Origin of the sequence: Wolbachia endosymbiont (group B) of Camptogramma bilineatum (genome assembly GCF_947251825.1) — a bacterium.
GTDB lineage: Bacteria > Pseudomonadota > Alphaproteobacteria > Rickettsiales > Anaplasmataceae > Wolbachia.
Genome location: NZ_OX366391.1, coordinates 419487 through 439718, shown reverse-complemented (window position 1 = coordinate 439718; position 20232 = coordinate 419487). Strand labels below are relative to the sequence as shown.

Annotated in this window: 18 protein-coding genes and 3 pseudogenes; 9 read left to right on the top strand and 12 right to left on the bottom strand. The window is 33.7% G+C overall.

What is annotated here, in order from left to right:
* Positions 1-320 precede the first annotated feature (320 nt).
* Complete coding sequence (locus OPR44_RS02270; RefSeq protein ID WP_265015202.1) at positions 321-1250, bottom strand: Rpn family recombination-promoting nuclease/putative transposase; 930 nt, start codon at positions 1248-1250, stop codon at positions 321-323.
* A 97-nt stretch (positions 1251-1347) separates the two neighbouring features.
* Here OPR44_RS02270 and wmk point away from each other — a divergent pair, with 97 nt between their 5' ends.
* The 4 genes and pseudogenes from wmk to ltrA all read left to right on the top strand — a co-directional run.
* Positions 1348-2247: a WO male-killing family protein Wmk gene (gene wmk, locus OPR44_RS02265; protein ID WP_265015201.1), complete on the top strand. Its 900-nt coding sequence runs from the start codon at positions 1348-1350 to the stop codon at positions 2245-2247.
* A gap of 204 nt (positions 2248-2451) precedes the next feature.
* Positions 2452-3108: a JAB domain-containing protein gene (locus OPR44_RS02260; RefSeq protein WP_265015200.1), complete on the top strand. Its 657-nt coding sequence runs from the start codon at positions 2452-2454 to the stop codon at positions 3106-3108.
* A 91-nt stretch (positions 3109-3199) separates the two neighbouring features.
* Positions 3200-3727, top strand: a pseudogene (locus tag OPR44_RS08740) (reverse transcriptase N-terminal domain-containing protein); the annotation flags it as partial.
* A gap of 9 nt (positions 3728-3736) precedes the next feature.
* Positions 3737-4861: pseudogene (ltrA, locus tag OPR44_RS02255) on the top strand (group II intron reverse transcriptase/maturase); the annotation flags it as partial.
* A gap of 28 nt (positions 4862-4889) precedes the next feature.
* On the opposite strand, the gene OPR44_RS02250 reads toward ltrA, so the two are convergent.
* The 7 genes from OPR44_RS02250 to OPR44_RS02220 all read right to left on the bottom strand — a co-directional run bounded on the left by OPR44_RS02250 (position 4890) and on the right by OPR44_RS02220 (position 14234).
* Entirely contained in the window at positions 4890-5408 is a 519-nt protein-coding gene (locus OPR44_RS02250) for a hypothetical protein (protein ID WP_265015198.1), read from the bottom strand.
* A gap of 27 nt (positions 5409-5435) precedes the next feature.
* The gene (locus OPR44_RS02245; protein WP_265015197.1) at positions 5436-5600 is read right to left on the bottom strand and encodes a hypothetical protein; all 165 of its coding nucleotides are present in this window, start codon (positions 5598-5600) and stop codon (positions 5436-5438) included.
* A 47-nt stretch (positions 5601-5647) separates the two neighbouring features.
* The gene (locus tag OPR44_RS02240; RefSeq protein ID WP_265015196.1) at positions 5648-7639 is read right to left on the bottom strand and encodes an SET domain-containing protein; all 1992 of its coding nucleotides are present in this window, start codon (positions 7637-7639) and stop codon (positions 5648-5650) included.
* A gap of 77 nt (positions 7640-7716) precedes the next feature.
* The gene (locus OPR44_RS02235; RefSeq protein WP_265015195.1) at positions 7717-10098 is read right to left on the bottom strand and encodes a hypothetical protein; all 2382 of its coding nucleotides are present in this window, start codon (positions 10096-10098) and stop codon (positions 7717-7719) included.
* Between the two features lie 600 nt (positions 10099-10698).
* Positions 10699-12228, bottom strand: coding sequence for a hypothetical protein (locus tag OPR44_RS02230; protein WP_265015194.1), 1530 nt, complete (start codon positions 12226-12228; stop codon positions 10699-10701).
* Between the two features lie 31 nt (positions 12229-12259).
* Complete coding sequence (locus OPR44_RS02225) at positions 12260-12823, bottom strand: hypothetical protein (RefSeq protein ID WP_265015193.1); 564 nt, start codon at positions 12821-12823, stop codon at positions 12260-12262.
* A gap of 469 nt (positions 12824-13292) precedes the next feature.
* Complete coding sequence (locus tag OPR44_RS02220; protein WP_265015192.1) at positions 13293-14234, bottom strand: hypothetical protein; 942 nt, start codon at positions 14232-14234, stop codon at positions 13293-13295.
* 914 nt (positions 14235-15148) lie between these two features.
* Here OPR44_RS02220 and OPR44_RS02215 point away from each other — a divergent pair.
* The 4 genes from OPR44_RS02215 to OPR44_RS02200 all read left to right on the top strand — a co-directional run bounded on the left by OPR44_RS02215 (position 15149) and on the right by OPR44_RS02200 (position 17013).
* Entirely contained in the window at positions 15149-15280 is a 132-nt protein-coding gene (locus OPR44_RS02215) for a hypothetical protein (protein WP_265015191.1), read from the top strand.
* 33 nt (positions 15281-15313) lie between these two features.
* Complete coding sequence (locus tag OPR44_RS02210; protein ID WP_265015190.1) at positions 15314-16168, top strand: ankyrin repeat domain-containing protein; 855 nt, start codon at positions 15314-15316, stop codon at positions 16166-16168.
* Between the two features lie 121 nt (positions 16169-16289).
* Positions 16290-16469 carry a hypothetical protein gene (locus OPR44_RS02205; RefSeq protein ID WP_265015189.1) on the top strand — a complete coding sequence of 60 codons (180 nt, stop codon included), beginning with the start codon at positions 16290-16292 and terminating at the stop codon, positions 16467-16469.
* Positions 16470-16554: 85 nt separating this feature from the next.
* On the top strand, positions 16555-17013 hold the full coding sequence (locus OPR44_RS02200; protein ID WP_265015188.1) for a TomO hydrophobic C-terminal domain-containing protein: 459 nt from the start codon (positions 16555-16557) through the stop codon (positions 17011-17013).
* A 205-nt stretch (positions 17014-17218) separates the two neighbouring features.
* Here OPR44_RS02200 and OPR44_RS02195 read toward each other — a convergent pair whose 3' ends face one another.
* The 3 genes from OPR44_RS02195 to OPR44_RS02185 all read right to left on the bottom strand — a co-directional run bounded on the left by OPR44_RS02195 (position 17219) and on the right by OPR44_RS02185 (position 18456).
* Entirely contained in the window at positions 17219-17380 is a 162-nt protein-coding gene (locus OPR44_RS02195) for a hypothetical protein (RefSeq protein WP_264377890.1), read from the bottom strand.
* Positions 17381-17433: 53 nt separating this feature from the next.
* Positions 17434-17721, bottom strand: coding sequence for a hypothetical protein (locus OPR44_RS02190; protein ID WP_264377891.1), 288 nt, complete (start codon positions 17719-17721; stop codon positions 17434-17436).
* A gap of 339 nt (positions 17722-18060) precedes the next feature.
* Positions 18061-18456, bottom strand: coding sequence for a TraR/DksA family transcriptional regulator (locus OPR44_RS02185; RefSeq protein WP_265015187.1), 396 nt, complete (start codon positions 18454-18456; stop codon positions 18061-18063).
* A gap of 108 nt (positions 18457-18564) precedes the next feature.
* Between OPR44_RS02185 and OPR44_RS02180 the strand changes: the two genes are divergently transcribed.
* On the top strand, positions 18565-19212 hold the full coding sequence (locus tag OPR44_RS02180) for a heme exporter protein CcmB (protein WP_265015186.1): 648 nt from the start codon (positions 18565-18567) through the stop codon (positions 19210-19212).
* 176 nt (positions 19213-19388) lie between these two features.
* On the opposite strand, the pseudogene OPR44_RS02175 reads toward OPR44_RS02180, so the two are convergent.
* A pseudogene (locus tag OPR44_RS02175) lies at positions 19389-20098 on the bottom strand (class II aldolase/adducin family protein).
* Between the last annotated feature and the right edge of the window lie 134 nt (positions 20099-20232).

The following is a 20232-nucleotide window of genomic DNA, read 5'->3' as shown; positions in this document are numbered from 1 at the left end:
AAAATTTAAAGTGAAGGTGGCAAAATTAGCTACAAAATAATTAGGTATACCAGTAGCAAGTTTGATGGTTCTAATACTAACATGAATGAAGTAGGAATACAAGACTAGAGTTGGGGAATAAATGGTTAATATACTATCCGTATTAAACTTACAGCACGTAGCTTTGATATAGAAGTTTGGGTAACGTTATGATAGTAATTTATATAATTCTATGTGCAATCTTTATAGCTGTTTTAGACAGTTCATTAGACTCTTAATTATAGGATATGTTTAACTGAGGAAAGATTTTCATAAATGTTGAAGTGAATAAGTTGTAGTATTTATGTTTTTTCCCTGAGTTGTAAAATTTCAGAATGAGAGAGACCGGTAATTTGAGCTATAACATCTATAGGGACACCGGCCTTGAGTGAATTTTTTGCAACTTCAATTTTACCTTCAATTTTACCTTCAATTTTACCTTTTTGATGGCCGATTTGGATGCCTTCTTGTCTGCCTTTTTCGTGACCTACTTTAAGACCCTCATCAAATTTTTGAGCAAAAGCAGCAATCTCATCCATTATGCGTTTCTTCATTTGTTCATATGCTAGTAACTCTTCTTCTGACCAATTAAACTTATTCATCTCTTCATAAGCTCGTTTTATTATTACGTCACTACCAACTATTTTATCTAGGTCCTCTTCGTTTGTTTCTGCTGCATATCGAAAAAAGTAACACCATTTTTCTACTATATTTTCTAGTTGGTCTTCTTTTGTCTTTGTAAATTTTGGTAGTTCTATGAATACGAAGTAAAAATCCTTTAAGTCATGTTCAAAGCTATTTTGATCTAAAATGACATGATTAGATTTGTACTCAGCCTTATCTGGAAAGATGATACAATCAGCAACAGCAATAAAGATAATTTCCTTGAGATTATGATAATTATCACCTTGATCAGCTTGACTTGAGTATGCTTTGGCAGCATAATATTGAGCACGTTTTTCGAAGCCCTTGGTCTTAGTGAACTGCATTTCTATAATATATCTTGAACCTTGAGAGTCTTTACAAAGAACATCGACAATACTCTGCTTTTTAGCGGCAATTTCAGGGTCCAAAATGGTAGCTAAGAATTCAACATCGTGAATAGCAGCTAAGCCAGTGAAGCCTAAAATATCGTTCAAGAAATGAATGAGAATATCTTTGTTTTTCTCAGTGCCAAATATTCTTTTGAAGGCATAATCGTTGCGTGCATCAAGAAATTTAGATAAAGCCATGAGAAAGTAAGATAAAAAGCATTAATAATTATACACAATTTTGAAGAAATGTTCAACAATTTTGATTTATGTCAACCTGTATAATATTTATTTCTGTATGGCAAAGTATACCACTGTTTCCATAAGGTACCAAATAGCACAAAAAGTAAGGAGCTGGAGGTTAAAAAGAAAATATACCCTAAAAAACTTAGCAGGCAAAGCAAACATAAACTATCATACACTGCTAAGATATGAACAAGGAACATGTGGCATTCCAATTGAAAAGTTAAAAATATTAGCAGGGGCATTATCAATTCCTGTTGGAAATCTCTTTCCAAGACGAAAAGTACTAAGAGAGAGCTGTTGTTTTGATGAAGCTAGAAGCCAGGAACTGTATAATTTCATAGAAAAAACAGGAGGACACAAAGCAATTTATGTATTAAGCAAGTCTGTCCGAGCTGAAGAAGAAAGTAATATAAAAGCAGCAAGAATAAGAATTGCAAAGAATCTAGTTAAAGCTGGGTTTGTTACTGACATTATCTATCGAGCAACGGGCTTATCAACTGAAGAATATGCTGATAAAGAGAGATACGAGCCAAACGGAGGACAAGAGATAAAAAAGTGGAGAATAATAAGAGGATATACACAAGAAGAATTAGCAAAAAAGCTTAATATAGGTTCCTCACAGATACATCACTATGAACAAGGTAGCGTTACTCTTTTAAGTGAAAGGTTGTGGGAGATAGCAAGAGAATTATCAGTGAATGCTGAAGATCTGATAAAGGAGTACAAAGAAAATGATTGCGAAGGAGAAAGTGAATTATTAAGTTTGGCAAGAGAATATAGAAGAATTGATAATCAAGAATCACGAGATGAACTGAATATATGGGTAGAATTTTTATTGCAAAGAAAGCAAATTTACAAAGAGAAGATTGATAAAATAGAGGAAATGAAAGTTACAAATAATTTACTTCAGTTAGGTTTTTCTACTGATGTTATTTCTAAAATAATTGATTAATAACAATTTTTTTTACATGAAGAATTAATTTTCAATTAGATAAATAAGCATCTGTTAATATCTTTACTTTTTGATAAAAAAATAAGTAAAAAAGATTGAAAAATTGATTTGACTTCACTCGAAAGCTATGGCTCTATGCCAATGCTGATAAAAAACAGCAGTAAATATTTAAAAAAAGTTTGTTGTTAGTGAAGGGTAAATTATATGAATAAAAGTAAAGAAGAAATCGAATTCAGAATATTAGAAAGCAAAGGCAAAGCACTACTTGATCGTGAAATAATGGAAACATTTTTAAGTGCAGTACATGAAAGGCCACAAGCTCAAGAAATTGCTAAAAATCTGGTGAATACTTATGCAGGAGTAGGAAGGATTTTAGGTCGAGAAATGGATGACCTGAAAGTCATAGAAGGAGTAACTGATTCTGCAGTAGCAATGATTATGTGCGTTAAGGAAACACTAGAAAGGGTACTGAGAGAAAAGCTCAAGGGAGAACCAATCATGGACTTACAAGGGCTAGTAGAATACTTGAACGTAAGTATAGGTCATGCAGAGAGGGAATGTGTAAAAATACTGTACTTGAATAAAAGGCGCCAACTAATCGGAGAAGAACTCTATATTGGTGAAATGGAAAAAGCACCGGTGTACATAAAGGAAATTATAAGAAAAGCATTAATAAAGAATGCAACATTAGTAATAATGTCACACAACCATCCTGGGGGACGCTTAGAACCTTCAGAAGAAGATCAAGCAGTAACAAAGAGCTTGGCAGCAGCGTGTAGTACTGTAAGCGTTAGATTGTTTGATCACATTGTTATCACAAGTGCAGGCTATTTTAGCTTTCGAGAAAACGGATTGTTATAGCAGAAAGTATTTGCAAATCTGCTCACTATAATTTACAATGAGTAATGAGGTGTATAATAACTGTACACTTAGAAAAATAGCGGAGGCTAATATGAATAATAAAATAATTGTACCTTTTAGTGATAAAGGGGGAGGTGTTTACGAGTTAAACGTTGATCTTGATAAATTATCAAAAGGTGAGATGTTAAATGCTATTGTAGGAATTGGTCGTACTAGCCAGCAGCCTACTTTTGTAAGCAAAATTAATAAGGCTAAAAAACCTGGAGAAGTGCCCTCCTCTAATAGAGACGTTCAAATCAACTATGGAAAAGGGCTTGATTATATATATGGTACAAAACCTTTAAACGATCAAGCAGAATATTTAAATCCATTTACTTCAGCTTTAAAAAAAATAAAGCCAAATGCAAGCGAAAGTGAAAAGTTAAGCTGGTTTAAGAGTTCTGTAGTAGAGGCAAAAAGCGTAAATGAATTGCATAAAGCCATAGACCAAGTATTAGCATCTGGAGGAAGGCTAAATGCATGTAATGTAAAAACTTTACAACATCTTCTCACACGCTCTTTTAGCGGAAAAGCTTTGGCTGTTAAGAGAGTAACTGAAAACCAAGGAAAAAACACAGCGGGTGTAGATCGTCAACTATGGTCAACTTGCAATGCTAAATTTCAAGGAATAAAGCAGTTAAAGCAAAGAGGATATAAACCTTCTCCGCTAAAACGGATTTATATCAGTAAATCTAATGGCAAAAGAAGACCTCTTGGAATACCAACGATAAAAGATAGAGCCATGCAAGCATTATATCTGTTTGCTCTGGAACCGATAGCTGAAACGATCAGTGATCGTCACTCCTATGGCTTTAGACCTAAAAGATCCTGTGCAGATGCTACAGTAGCTTGTCATTTGTTACTGGCAAGTCGTAATCAACTACAATGGATACTTGAAGGTGATATCAAAGGATGCTTTGACAACATTAATCATGAATGGCTTATGAAGCATATTCCTATGGAGAAAAAAATTCTGCATAGTTGGTTAAAAGCTGGCTTCCTAGAATCAAAAACTCTGTATCCCACAACTGCAGGTACCCCGCAAGGTGGTATAATAAGCCCTATAATTTCGAACATATTTATGCATCATGTATTTGATATGTGGATGAGACAAAACTATCCAACCATGCCATTTGAGAGGTATGTAGACGACGCGATAGTACACTGCAAAACTCAGAAGCAGGCGGAATTTATCAAGGTAATGATCGGAAAAAGATTGGCTGAGTATAAGCTAAAACTACATCCTGAGAAGACACAAATAGTGTACTGTAAGGACCACTACAGGAAGGGCGAATTTCCCAAACAAAGCTTTGATTTTCTAGGCTACACTTTTAGACCTAGGTTAGCAAAGAACAAAGTTAAGGGTTATAGAGTCTTATTTATGCCTGCAATTAGCAACAAAGCCAAGAAAAAGATCCACCAAGCTATAAAATCATGGAAAATACACAGGCAAACATCTACAACCATGGAGGAGATATCAAAGAAAGTAAATCCCATAGTCAGAGGCTGGTTTCAGTATTATGGCAGGTTTTATAAATCAGAGATGCATCCAACTCTCAGAAATATAGAGAGATACCTAATAAAGTGGGCTAGGAAAAAATATAAGAAACTTCGAGCTCATGGAAGACTAGCGAGCCAATTTCTAGGAAAGGTGAGAAAAAGGTCTCCAAATATTTTCTACCACTGGGAACTAGGACAAGGATCAAAAGGCTAAATAATGGGAGCTGTGTGAGCTGAGAGGTTCATGCACAGTTCTGCGAGAGACTGGTGGGGAAGTTCCGCCGGTCTACTCTCCAACATTCTTTTATCATTTTGACTGAAACTTTTTTTAGCAATAAGTTTACTATTTTAATATATTCTAAATCACCCAAGCTAAATACAACATTGAATATTCCTCTTTCAATTATAAACTTTCTTGCAACTTTCCTCTGCGATTGCGGAGAAAGTTTTTTGTAAAATTCTTGATACAACAAATACTCACCCGCACTCATCAGGTGATCAAATAGGTTGTAACCAAGGGAATCGGTAGAACATAGCACCTCAGATACAAACATCACTACCTGCTTTGCATTGTCATGCATCTTATCTATTGTACTTATCTTCTCAATCAAACGACCAAGGATCCTTTTTTTTGTTTCTGAATCAGTTCTTCTACTGATGACTGTAAAAGTCAATGCATTATATCCATCATGTAATGAACGACGAGTAACATCAACGTAATCTCTTTCCAATAACACTTTTATGATATCCTCCTGTCCCAAATAACATGCAAGCATTAAAGGAACTATCTATTGTTGTTCGCTATATTTATCAAAATTCCATTTCTTATTTTTCAAAGTTACCGCATAGATCGGCATATTCGATCCTTCTGACAATGCAGCTATAGTGTCTGGCGCACAACCTGCCTGCGAAAGACTATTATCGTATATTTCTTTGAATAATTTAGTTACCACAAAATACTTTTGCCCGCGGTACCCTAAACCTCTAGCAATCTCTTTCTCTAAAGAGAAAACATAATCATAATAAAAATCTTTTGTGCTATTATAACGTTGTGAAGGTGACTTGTAATTATCAGTGAATGCAGGTAGATAGGAGTAGAATCTAATTTACGAGAACAATCTTGCTTATAATTAAAAAGCAGTTGATGACCAGGCAAAATTTCTCTACTTGTACTCAAGATGAAACAGGCATGTCTTTGAATCCTATTTAAAGTGGCAACAACATTACTGGTGCCTATCGATGCATGATTTAAGTAACTTACCCAGTTTCTTTCTTTCTCTGAATTTGTAGATATTTGTGAATAACGTTCCAGAGTACACTCGTTCATTTCCCTATTACCCGTTCCCAAGAAAGCTTTAGGAGATATTCTTTCTTGGGTATTCAAAAACAACCCATAAACCGTTTCTTCTTCTAAGCAGGCAATTTTTGCAAGTATAATACTAGAATCATTTTTCTCTACATTAAAGTCAGAATTTAAGCCCAATGCACGGTAATTATACTTAATTTGATCTTCAATACCTGCCTTGTACTTAATTTTGCCTTGTTCCTTAATTTGTTTTAACGTATACTTTTCTGGTTGGTCCTCATCAATAAGTATATTATCACTAGTGATTGGAGATTCTCCTTTCGTGCGCTTCAAATGACCTTCCACTCTTGTTTTGCCTAAAAGATAGTCCAGGTACCAATCTGAATGTAGTAAATTTTTTAATTCATCTGACAACTCATGAACGACGGAAAGAGCTTTTTTTTCTAAATCATCATTTCGATGCTCACCAATAAAGTGTAGTCTGTATAATACCCTACCAATAGTCCTTTGGAAGAATTTTATCTCTACTTTGTCTTTCGTCAGTTTAGATACTCTACCTAATATAGACAATATCTCAGTAGAAGATTTAACATCCTTCTGAAGACTATTTAAATTAGAAACCATTCTTAGCATACCTTGAGCAAGCTCCTTATTAATAATAGCATCTCTTTCTCCGTTTTGATAAATGAGATAAACAAGTGTACATAAAGAATTAACAAGAACACGAATACATAAGTAATTTTCATCGGAATAGCTACTATCTAATCGACAATCACCAAGGCCTTTTGTCAAAGAACGAATTAACTCACATAATAGGTCTTCATCTATCACTAAACCTGCATGGGTCAATCTAGATAAGCTAAAGACTGTATTCATAATGTATCGTATATTATGTTTTACAGGAGCGATGGCAATAGCACGAGCTGCAAGATCAGAAACACAATCATTGTAAATACTGTTATCAAAATTAGCATGAGAAAAACTAGCTGATCGTTGTTTACTTTCATATAATTTTGTTATCGCATTATAGATAGGAGCAATATCCTGAAACTTAAACTGCGCGGAGATTTTTTTTACATTTTTTATAAGCTTATCACTGAGGGATTGGACATTCTTACCCATTAGCATCTCTGATGACCATGTTGATAAGCAGACACAGATTTGAGCAATATTTTCAGGAAGACCAAATACTGAATTGTTTTTGAGCACCTTAAGATTAAAGATAGAAGCTATATAAACATCGCTCACTTCTTCTCCCTCAAAATCAAACCAAAAACCACATAACTGATTAAAACGCTCTTTAGCTTTCGCTCCTGTTCCATACAAGACACGAGATATTTCAACAAAACTTATTTTTTCATTCAATATACGTTCTAGATTTGGTTTTTTACCTCCCTCCTTATCAAATAAAGCATCATAAAAATCTTTAAATGCTTCTGCAGCCTTTGCTCCTGATCCACTTAAAATACTGGATACACTGGCAAAATCTATACCGCTATCTATTATATGACTTAGCTCATCTGTTTTCCTCCCATCTGACTTAAACAAAACACCGTGCAATTTCCTGAATGCTTCTGGAGAAACTTCTCCTTCTCCACCCAAAATGTTGAATATATCCCCAAGACTTATCTTGTGAAACAACATATCCTTTAGCTCTCGTTTCGGCTTTCTTTTATCATCAAACAAAACATGATAAAATCTCTTGAATACTTCTGGAGCCTTTATTCCTGTTTTACTTAATATATTGGATAGATCACATATAGTTATTTCATTTTTAACATATCGTCCAGATCTTGCACCACAGCTCCATTACTATCAAAAAGAGCATACCGCAAGTCCTTAAAACAACTTTTAGCATTCAATCCTGATCCATATAAAATATCGGATATATTGTCCGGAGCCATTTGGTTGCTTAACATACATTGTAAATCCGCTTCTAGGTCCACTTTATTATCAGAAAAAGCATCATAAAAATCCTTGAGAATTTCTGGAGCCTTTTCTCCAGAACAGGCTAAAATATTGAAAAAATGAGTTACATTTAACTCTTGATCAAATATACACTTTTGATTTCCGCTCGAATCAAACAAAACATCATATAATTTCTTGAATGCCTCTGCAGCCTTTCCTCCTGATCCACTTAAAATACTGGACAAACTGGCAAAATCTATACCGCTATCTATTATATGACTTAGCTCATCTGTTTTCCCTCCATCTGACTTAAACAAAACACCATACAAATTCTTAAATGCTTCTGCAGCCTTTGTTCCCGATCTTCTTAAAATACTGAACACATTGGCAAAGCCTATACCGCTATCTATTATATGACTTAGCTCATCTGTTTTCCCTCCATCTGACTTAAACAAAACACCATACAAATTCTTGAATGCTTCTGCAGCCTTTAATCCCGCTCCACTTAAAATACTGGACAAACTGGCAAAATCTATATCGCTATCTATTATATGACTTAGCTCATCTGTTTTCCCTCCCTCCTCATCAAATAAAGCATCATAAAAATCTTTAAATGCTTCTGCAGCCTTTGTTCCTGATCCACTTAAAATACTAGATATGCTAGAAAAAGCTATCCCGCTTTGTAATATATAATCCAGCTTGCATAGTTGATTGTCGTCCAAATCAAACAAAACATTACATAATTTCTTGAATGCTTCTGCAGCCTTTGTTCCTGATCCACTTAAAATACTGGACACATTGGTAAAATCTACACCAATGTTTAATATACGCTCTAACTCTGGTCTTTCTCTTCCCGAACTATCAAACAAAACATCATACAAATTCTTGAATGCCTCTGGAGCATTTGCTCCCACCCCTATAATATGGGAAAGGCTGGAAAAATTTATACCTATGTTTAATATACGCTCTAACTCTGGTCTTTCTCTTCCCGAGCTATCAAACAAAACATCATACAAATTCTTGAATGCCTCTGGAGCATTTGCTCCTGTCTCGGTCAAAATATGGGATATGCTAGAAAAATCTACCCTGCTATTTAATATACACTCTAGCCTACTTTTTTGATTTCCGCTCGAATCAAACAAAACACTATACAAATTCTTGAATGCTTCTGGAGCCTTTATTCCTGATCCGCATAAAATACCAGATATGCTAGAAAAAGCTATCCCGCTACTTAATACATTCGTTAGCTTATCTGTTTCTCTTCCATTAAAATCAAACAAAGCATCATACAACCCATTGAATGCTTTTGGAGCCCCTTCTCCTGCATTTTTTAAAATAGAAGATATGCTAGAAAAACTAACCCTGCTTTGTAATATATAATCTAGCTTGCACCGTTGATTGTGGTCCAAATCAAACAAAGCATCATACAACCCATTGAATGCTTTTGGAGCCTCTACTCCTGTCCTTTTTAAAATAGAAGATATGCTAGAAAAGTTCACTTTTCTTTTTTGCATATACTCTATCTTGCATCGTTGACTTTTATCCAAAGAAAACAAAGCATCATACAACCTATTAAATACTTCTGGAGCACGTGGTCCTAACCTAGCCATAATAGTCGAAATGCTCACAAAATCTATACCGATATCTAATATACGACTTAGCTTACCTGTTTCTTTTCCCTTCAAATCAAATGCATAGTAGAGCTCATAGAATACTTCTCCAATCCCAGCTCCCGCCGAAGATAGAATATTGGAAAGGCTGGCAAAATCTATACCCCTATCTGTCATATCAATTAGCTCATCTGTTTTCCTCCCATCTGACTTAAACAAAACACCGTGCAAATTCTTGAATGCCCCTGCAGCCTTTGCTCCTGATCCACTTAAAATACTGGACACACTGGCAAAATCTATACCTTCGTTTAGTATATGCTCTAACTCTGTTTTTTTTCTTCCCGAACCATCAAACAAAACATCATACAAATTCTTGAATGCCTCTGGAGCATTTGCTCCTACCTTACTCAAAATATGGGATATGCTAGAAAAATTTATCTCGCTACTTAATATACACTTTAGCCTACTTTTTTGATTTCTGTTCGAATCAAATAAAACATTATGCAAATTCTTGAATGCTTCTGCAGCCTTTGCTCCTGATCCACTTAAAATACTGGACACACTGGCAAAATCTATACCTTCGTTTAGTATATGCTCTAACTCTGTTTTTTTTTCTTCCCGAACCATCAAACAAAACATCATACAAATTCTTGAATGCTTCTGCAGCCTTTGCTCCTGATCCGCATAAAATACTAGATATGCTAGAAAACCTAATCCCGTTTCGTAATATATAATCCAGCCTGCATTGTTGATTGTCGTCCAAATCAAACAAAACACCATACAAATCGTTGAATGCTTTTGGAGCCTTTACTCCTGATCCACTTAAAATACTGGATAAATTGGCAAAATCTATATCGCTATCTATTATATGATTTAGCTTATTTGTTTTCTCTCCGTCCGACTTAAACAAAATATCATACAAATTATTGAATGTTTCTGAAGCCTTTGATCCTGATCCACCCAAAATACTGGACACACTGGCAAAATCTACACTTTTACTTAACATATTCTGTATTTTTTTGCTTTTATTATCAAAAAAGATCTTATGTAAATTCTTTAATTCATCTGCAGCCGCTGCCTTTGCTTTATTTATCAAGCTAAACACGAAAGATAACTTGAGACCGCTATTTGTAATACTTGATAGAATATTTGTGGCCTTTCCTTCCTTATCAAATAAAGCATTATGCAAATTCTTGAATGCTTCTGCAGCCTTTAATCCCGCTCCACTCAAAACGTTGGATATGCAAAAAATCTCACCCCGCAATTTAACATACGACTTAGCTCATCTGTTTGTTGTCCATCCGACTCAAATAAAACATCATGCAAATTCTTGAATGCCTCTGCAGCCTTTGCTCCTGATCCACTTGGGATACTGGTTATACTAGAAAAATGTATCCCGCTATCTATTATATGACTTAGCTCATCTGTTTTCCCTCCATCCGACTTAAATAAAACATCATGCAAATTCTTGAATGCTTTTGGAGCCTTTGATCCTGATCCATGCAAAACGCTGGCTATACCAGGCAAATATATCCCGCTACCTATTATATGATTTAGCTCATTTGTTTTCTCTCCATCCGACTTAAATAAAATACCATGCAAATTCTTGAATGCTTCTTCAACCTTTGCTCCCGATCCACCTAGGATGCTGAACACAACAGTCAAAGATAATCCAGCTCTTAGTATATCCTGTAGTTTTGATGATGGCTGTCCTCTATTATCAAATAAGGCATCATACAATTTCTCGAATGCTCCTGGAGCCTTTGATCCCGCTCCAATCATTAAGGAGGACACCTTCTCACTATTCAGACATCTGCGCGATATATAGGATATCCTGCTTTCTTGATTTACGATAAAAAACAAAGCATCATGGAAATCCTTAAATACATCTGCAATCTTTGCTGATGAAATAGATATAACGTTGAATATTCTAGTTAAAGTAAAACCGCATTCTAAGTAATCGTTGAATTCTTTTGTTCTTTCTTTTTTTTCATCAAACAATACTTTATAGAACGAGTCGAATGCTTTTGAAAAATTTAATTTTGATTTATTTACAATGGATAGGATATGAGAGACAGTCAATCCATTATCTAACATGAGCCTTAACTTTTCCGATCCATCTTTCGAAAAAAATATACTATGAAGTTGATTAAACATTTCTGGAGACTTGTCTCCTGATTTACCCAAAGCACGAGAGATACTCTTCCAATCAAACCCAAAGTTTAACATGCAAGACAGCTCCTTTTTTTTTCTTCCTTCCTTATCAAACCAAATATTATGCAAGTCATTGAATACTTTTAGAGTATGCCTTCCTGACCCACTTAAAATGTAAGATATATCATGCATAGTGCACCTAGCATTTAACATATGCTCTAGTTCCTGTTTTGCTTTCCCCTCGCTATCAAAAAACTTATTTATCAACTTCTCCAATACTTCCACATGCACGATCCCTCTCATACCCAGAATAGTGACCAAGTCTTGCATACTCATAACACTTGCTGACAGACGGATTAGTATCGCTTTGGGCTTTCCTTCAAAAAAAAATACATCATAAAACTTCCTAAACATTTCTGCAGCCTTTCCTCTTACTCCTCTCATAATATTTTTTACATCACACAGAGTCAGTCCAGTACTCAAGATATGCTCTAGTTCTGGTGTTTTTTCTCCTTCTTTAGTGCACACAGCATTATGAAATTCATTGAATAACTTCCCCACCCTCACTCCCGAATTAGTCATAATGGAGAATACATGATCCATAGTGAACCCAATACCTAATACATGTTGTAGCTCATCTGTTTTTTTTTCCGTTCGAATAAAAGAAAGTATTATATGCTGCCTTGAATGCTTCTTCAGACTTACATCCCGATCCACGAATAATAGACTGTATACCGCTTATATATTGATTTTTAGACAAGAAGTCAAACATCGCTTTCTCTTCTTTTGTTCTTAAAAAGCAAAAAAAAGAATCATCATTACCGGAAGCATTTTTAGTAATAACACCACTTTTTAATTTGCAAGCTTTTTTTGGCTTATTAACACTTCTCTCTGATTTCTTAGCTACCGTAGACTCAGAATTTAAAATTTCTTTAAGACCTTCAGCAAAACCCTTTCTTAAAGAGACAGGATCTTTTTTAAAGCTTTTTAAGCTCTCCCTTACCTTAACGTGATCATAGTTTCCACTCCCTATTACATTTAAAATCTCTTTCGCATTTTCCACAGCAAATACTCCACAATTATGACTGTCATGCTGCTGTTTGCAAGATACATCGTAAATATTATTCTTCGAGTATCCATTGCTTTCTAAAAACTCATCTAAGCAAGTCCGTTTAACAGAAGAAGCTTTATTCTTCATATTACGACCGACATTACATCTACCAGTAGCACTTACAAGACACGTTTCGATACCTTCTCCAAGAGAATCTGAATAGAAAAAAAATATCTTCCTTCCTATTATCACGGATAGCAACCAATGTTACCCAGTGGTTAGAATTTTGATTAAGAATGTATATTAATTTCTTATCTCTATTCTTCTTGAACTTGTTTAATTGCGCTCGTAAGATTTCACAACCTTCAACTCCAAAAATTATATCATTACTTTCAGTCCATTTATAGATATGCTTTCCAAGATCCGAGATAACGTAATTTTCAAGAAAAGATCGACAATTATTACCTGTCAAGTTCTCTTGAAAATCTTTACTCAGAAGACATATACCTGAAGCAGGTCCCGCCTTTTTTTGATTCTTTGTAACAGGAGGCACTTTTAATATTGATGACTGCTTTTGTGTTTCATTTTTAGAACTACTTATATCAGTAGAAGATCCTTATTTTGCACAGCTTGGACCTGCTAAATCACCTGCTATTTGTTCTGGACCTAGCACGAGTCTAGAGAAATGCCCTGCTGATAAAAATATTGTTTCTTGCTCTTTACTACCCCATAATTTATCTACCCTTACATACTTAGTATTTATCATTCTTGAGTCTGGTTTAAAATCATGTACATTTTGCTCAGAATTACCTTCAATATTGACGATAATTCTAGTATTAGATAGGGAAGCTAAAATAGGAACTTCTTCAATGAAAATAAAATAACTTTGACTTTGTATTTCTTCTAGATAGGCTTGATATAAGGATTCACTTTCAATAAACGTGTCGCTTATGAATTTAGGATTGTATCTAACGTCATAGTCTCTAATATGAAGACCAGGAATGTAACATGATAAATAGGGGAAAGTGTCTTCCTCGATAGGAGCAAGTAGTTTATTCTTGTTTTCTTCTTTACGTAAATCTGAGATAGTAAGAGAAACTTTCTTATTTCCTAAAGATCTGGTATTATACACATCAGTTATTACTGAATATATTATCTTTGCAAATTCGTCATCCTCACGAAACTTTGCTGCAATTGCTTCTCTTAATTCTCGAATGTCATTAGAAGTTTTATCAACCTTATCATTTACTTCTTTAGCGAAATCCTTTATTTTATGAGAGTTACTACCTAACTTTTCTGGTTCACCTAAAAAGGTAGTTAGAACTGAGTACAACTGACTCTTTAAATCAGCAGGCATGCTTTCATCGTTTAAACACGTAAATTGATTAAGAAATCTATGCCATTCCATTCTCATATCTTGCGCTCTTTCAGCCCGATACCCATCAGGTGTATAGTCACCAAACACTGCATGAAAAAAACAGTTACCATCACCCACTGTTTCACAAACTCTTGTAGTTTGTTTACAAACAGGTAAATCAGACATATTTCTACTTAACATAGCTTTACTTATAAATATAGATATAAAACTTTCGGTGTATGTTGCAAGTGAATCACAATATCTCTTGAAAGTTTTATATCTATATTGATCCAAGCAAAATCTTTCCTACAAATCAGCTCCTCGATCGTACTGCAAATCTAGGATGACGTTGTGGCAACGGTTCTGCTGCTTTATCTTTATTCACTCGAAACTTATATGTAGGTATTTTATCAATACCCATAAAACATTATTCCTCTAGCCCCTATATGGCGAACAAGCACAAACGCCCGCACTCCTTGCGCCATTTACTACTCATTTCTTAATTTGTGTATCATAGATAGTCGAAGCTACCACACCCTTAAAATTTGTCAACCATTATTTTAGAAGATTTTTTAGATTTGGAATAATTTTTGATAACGAGCTCCATACATGAACTCTTGTTTATTTTAAATTTTGTTTTTGTTATAAGTTCGTTAATCCTTCTTGCAAGCAAGATAATATTAATTTAGCAAAATATATTACTTAATATATCAATTGAATTAACCATTTTCAGCAACCAAAGCCACAGGCGGTGAGAATCGTTCGTTTTGGGGTAGATTGGTCTACCAAGTGTACCATACGAACTTTTTAATATAGTGATTTTATTATACGCTAAAATCATCTATATTGGCTTACTTTCACTAAATTTATATACGAACTAGTTTGCCTAACTTTGTTGTAACAACTTTGCGTTTTTATTTTTACAACCCTGCTTTTATTTCAGCTGCTCTCACAAAGGTAGGTACTTTTTTGTGGTTTTTGGAAAGAGTAAATAAACAAATTTCTTGTAACACTACAAAACCCAGTATTTTTTAAAAGTTTTTATGTTATTTTTAATAAGTTGATAAATATTGTAATACTTGTTATAATAATGTCAGAATATTAACAAATATGCAATGAGAGTTAATTTTAGTCAATATGTTGAAGGTGAAAAACTTTCAGTTTCATCTTTTATGCTATCACTAATAAATCTAGGTCAAAATGAGAAGATTTCAACTAAAAAAATAAATGATAAAAAGCATATATAAGAGAAAGAAAGGGAAGAAGTCGTCCAAGAAATAATGAGCAAGAAGCAACAAGAATTGGTAAATCAACTCATAGAATTTTTGCAAAGCAACAAGCATATTAAAGAGCTTAGTCTTCAAGATTCTTGGTACTGCACTCGGACTATAGAAACTTTAGCTAAATCTCCACATCTACAAAATCTTGAAAAGCTTATTATACATAGCAGAAGTATTGATTGTAAAATAGTTGAAGCTATAGCTGAACTTCGTGATCATAGAATTGAGTTTGATAAATTATTCAGGAATGAATATCAGATCTTTTATAGATTCTTATTATCAAAAGTATATTCTGATAACCAAATTGCAGGTGAAAAAGACGTAGAAAAGATGGTTATGGATTCAGCTTTATTTGATCTTAGAGGAAAAGTTATTGAATATATATTAGAAAATCCTGATAGATACCCTCTCTCAATCAACTCACAAGATCGAATACCAGGAAAACCTCTTTTACATTTTGCTGCTCGAATAGGAATGCTAGAGTTAGTAAAGATATTAATGAGAAACGGAGAAGATGTTAATACAATAAATGATGGAGAGACTCCTTTGCATTTAGCTGCTAAATATGTCTATACAAAGCCAATGCTAGATCTAATAAAAACAGGCTTAAGTATTAATTCAATAAATGCTTATAATTTAGCTAGAAAACGTAACGCTACAGAGGTAGTGCAAGCTCTAATAAAAGCAGGAGCAGATATTAATGCGGTAAATCGAACTGGGGAAACGCCTCTTACTACTGCTGATAATGCTAAAAACACAGATCTGAGTAGGCTAATAGTAAATCATATAACAAAGTTAGAAGCTATTGAGTTATATATAAGTGATCAAAACCTACAAAAAAAAATGAATTTATAAACTCTTCAGAGGAGAGAAAAAATTATTGCCAGCATTCTCAAAAATGTGAAAAAGAAGTTCAAAAGATTAAAGAAAGAAATGAGCCACTATATGACTTTTTAGGGAAAGTGACGTTAATAAAATGGTTGACATATGGGAAAAAAATGAAAATGTACGTAATGAATTTGATAATGAAAAGGGTTTAAAAGGGAAATATCCAGAATATGCTGACATTTTAATTAACAAAGCTAATAAAGTAAAAAAAGAAATTTTTCTGCATAATCAGAAGCCACTGATTCACTGGCTACAAGCCATATTATAAATGTAATTTTCGAGCAATAACATTTTCCGGTATATGCTCCTTCTTTGATAAGAGGAAACAGGATAAGATATTCAAAAAGTATCCAATGCGTTTAGGCAGTATTATGGGCAGGTTTAATTCTGATAGGTTAAAATACTTAATAGATTGTGAAGAGAGAAGCTGTCCTAAACTGTCAGTACAGACAGTTAAATACTGCATAAAAAATAAACTACTAGAAGGAAATCTTTGTAATCCAAATATTGAGCAACTTCCAGCAGTTAGTCAGGCTTGTTTTTCGGATGAACAAGTTTCTCCACCAACAAATGATGCTCCACGAAGTAAAGAAAAAAATAAACTGCCTACTGTATGTGCTTTCACATTAGCAATAGCTGGAATTGTTTCAGGAATAGCTATTGCATTTTACTCGGGAATGTTAGCGGTAGGAATAGCAGTTGGAGTTTGTTGTCTAATTGCTGCTGCAGTCATATACTGTTGTAATAGTCCTTCAAATTTACTTAAAGATAGCAATGTTGAAATTGTAGTGAATCAAATAACAGTGGAATGATTATAACTCAAGGTAAGGAGAAATATCAGGAAGGTTGGCTTTGTTACCTATGAAAGGCTACCTTCCTGAAAATGTTATTTTTTTTGCAGTCAATTTATCCAATTTAGTGGGAGTGTTAAATTTACTAATCTTTCCATAAGTGAGATTAAAGAATTGCAGAAAGTTTAATAATTTATATATTCTTTTAAAGAAATTATCTTATTTTTTATTGGCAGACAGCTTGCTTAAACCCGTAAAACCTCTCCAGTTGTTCACCCCATAACATCGGTATTTCTCTTTTTAGTTTTTTCCATAACACAAGAAAAACTAACCTCTTTTTCAGCCAATACAAGGCTAGTTTTTCTTTCAATTCTGAATTTGTTTTCAACTTGAATTATCATTTTTTATTGAAACTACGTTTATGGAATCACTCAAATCATACTACACTACACCAACTTGATCAGAGCTCATAAGCACCTCTTCTTGACTAGCCATAAGTTCTTGTAACCTATTTTCCTGCTCTGTAAGGCACTCAAATTTCTCTAATTCTGTATTATTATATTCAATGCATCCAAGCTTTGCTGACATCAATTCAGCTTGCTCCATACACATAAGCTCTAATAATTCTTCATCTTGGTTTGCGTGAAGCATTTTCGCTCGCTCAAGACATTCCGAATTCAATTTCATTCTAATGGAGTCAATGTCTCTCAAAAAACTTATATTACTCATATAGTCCTCTATTTGAAAAAAGCAAGTTATACAATAAAGTGTAATAGTTTAGACTTAATCTGACAAGCGTGAATTATCTGACAGAAAAATCGACAAAGTCAAAAGAAAAAAGCACAAGCTCCTCCAAGACCGGCTCCACCTAGAGACCAATTACGTAATAATTTATTACGTTCTGGGAGTGTTAAATAAACTGTGTCAAATCGCATTTTTAGTTCAACTCGATTTTTAACCTACTTCTTTATAGTCTACCAAACCGGTAGTTGTGTTTGCTTGACTCATTGTCAAACCTCCATTTTTTTATCAATTTATTACTTTACTTCTCGGTTTGACACAGTTTATTTAACACTCCCGACAAGTTCTATCATTAATGTTATACACGTTCTTTTCTTTTTCTATTCTCTCTTGTTCTTCAATACAATACATAGCAAGCGGATTAGCTTTAAGTCTTTCGACTCCTATTTCTTCTCCCGTTCCATCGCAGTAACCATAAATGCCTAATTTTATTTTTTCCAACGCCTCCTTAATTTTTTCTTTTCTATCTTTTCGGCGCTTAATTAATTCTCCATTTTCACTATCAGAATAAATACTACTATCTTCTAGATCTTGTTTCTCCAGTTCAGAGAGTATTGATTTTAACTTTAAGCTAAAGTATTCCAGTTGTTTTACGTTCATATATTCTTCATTTTCTGAAGGAACGTAATCTTCCGGTAACTTTATTTTTATTAATTTTTCCATAGCATTATCAATAAAATATATTAAAACTTATATAACTTATAAACAAAAAAAATTATACTACCCTCAAAGTAAACACTATAATTTATAATAAACATTTAAAATCCTGGTATGATTAGTTCGGTAAAAAAAATAGTAATAAATGATAACAATCTTACTTATATAGTATGTATTTTTATTATAATGTTAAGTTTATCTTCATATACACTTGAAAACAACAGTAAACAAGAAGTCATATTAACATTAACATGGATATGTGCTACATTTGTTTTGCAGATCTCTACAAATAATTTATTTACATCTGATTATCATGATGGAATATTAGAGCAAATCTTTGTACAGCCACTCTCTTCTAGGCTGATAGTTGCTTATAAAATCTTCGCTCACTGGTTGTTATTTGGGTTACCGATTTCAGTGATTTCTTTCATGTTCAGCTTTGCAATTCTAGGCAATAATATTGAACATTCAATAGCAGTTGGAGTGTCTTTATTATTTAATACGCTGATAATCATTAATATTTCAGCTACTGGAAATGCATTGATGATTGGTCGAAATAACTTAGCATCAGGAGTGTCGCAAATTCTTGTTTTGCCAATAATAATGCCAACTTTCGTATATTTCAAATTGCTAACTCAATTTGAAAATTTATCCTTGAATATTTATACACTACTAATCACCATCTTAGTTTTTGTCATTTTAATTGTTAACAGCACTATAACTACTCACATAGCATTAAAATTTGCTGTGGAGCAGGATTGAAAAAACTTACTAGTTATTTACTTGTATCTGCTTAGTTAAGGGTGTTAACTTAAGTAGAGATGGAGACATTAGACTTCTTGCATGAATTGAAGAGTTACAGAGTGTGAAACCATTATTGGATTTCAGACTGGCTGGTTATGCAAGAAATCTAATATCTATCGAAGAGTCAGAAACTTTTATAACTTACCTTTAATCAACCTAACCCATGCGTGCCAATCTCTCTCACCAAGATTGCTTTCGAAAGACAGAAGATCCTTTACGGCTTTTGAGCAAATTTCTTCACTTGAATTGACAACGCCCTATTCATTGCTAGCGTCAGGCATTGAGTTTTACAAGCTTGTTCTAAGTGATACGTATAAAACATTGCTTCTTGTATAGTCTGACCACATGTTATAGATCCATGATTGCGCATTAACATCACAAAATTTTCTTTCAAATCAGCTATTAATCTTTTTCCTTCTGTATCATCAAGTGCCAGGGAATTATAATCATGGTAAGATACCTTATTATAAAAGTGCAGCGCCCACTGACTTATTGGGAGTAATCCATCCTTGAGAGAAGAAACTGCTACAATAGAAGGTGTATGTAGATGAAAAATTGCTTGAATATCTTTCCTTGCTTGATAAATGAAGCCATGGATTACATAGCCAGTTTTATTATATTGATATTCTTTGCCTTCAATTATATTCCCATCAAACGATACTTTCATCAATGAACTTTCATCTACTTCATAAAAACGTATACCAAACGGATAAACATAAAATGACTTTTTATCTTCAGAACGTACAGAGAGATGAGTATACGTATGATCATCTAATTTAAGATAAGATAAAATCTGATAGGCGTTAACTAGGTCTCTTTTCAACTCACTATTTGTTAATAACATAGCTCTTGACTAAAATTTTCTAAGGATTTATACGTGAAAAAAAAGTTTATTATAAACTAAAAAGTGAACCTACTTTAAAATAATAAGCACTTTTACTTGCCTTAGGTGATTAGAGTTTACATTTCTAGATTACA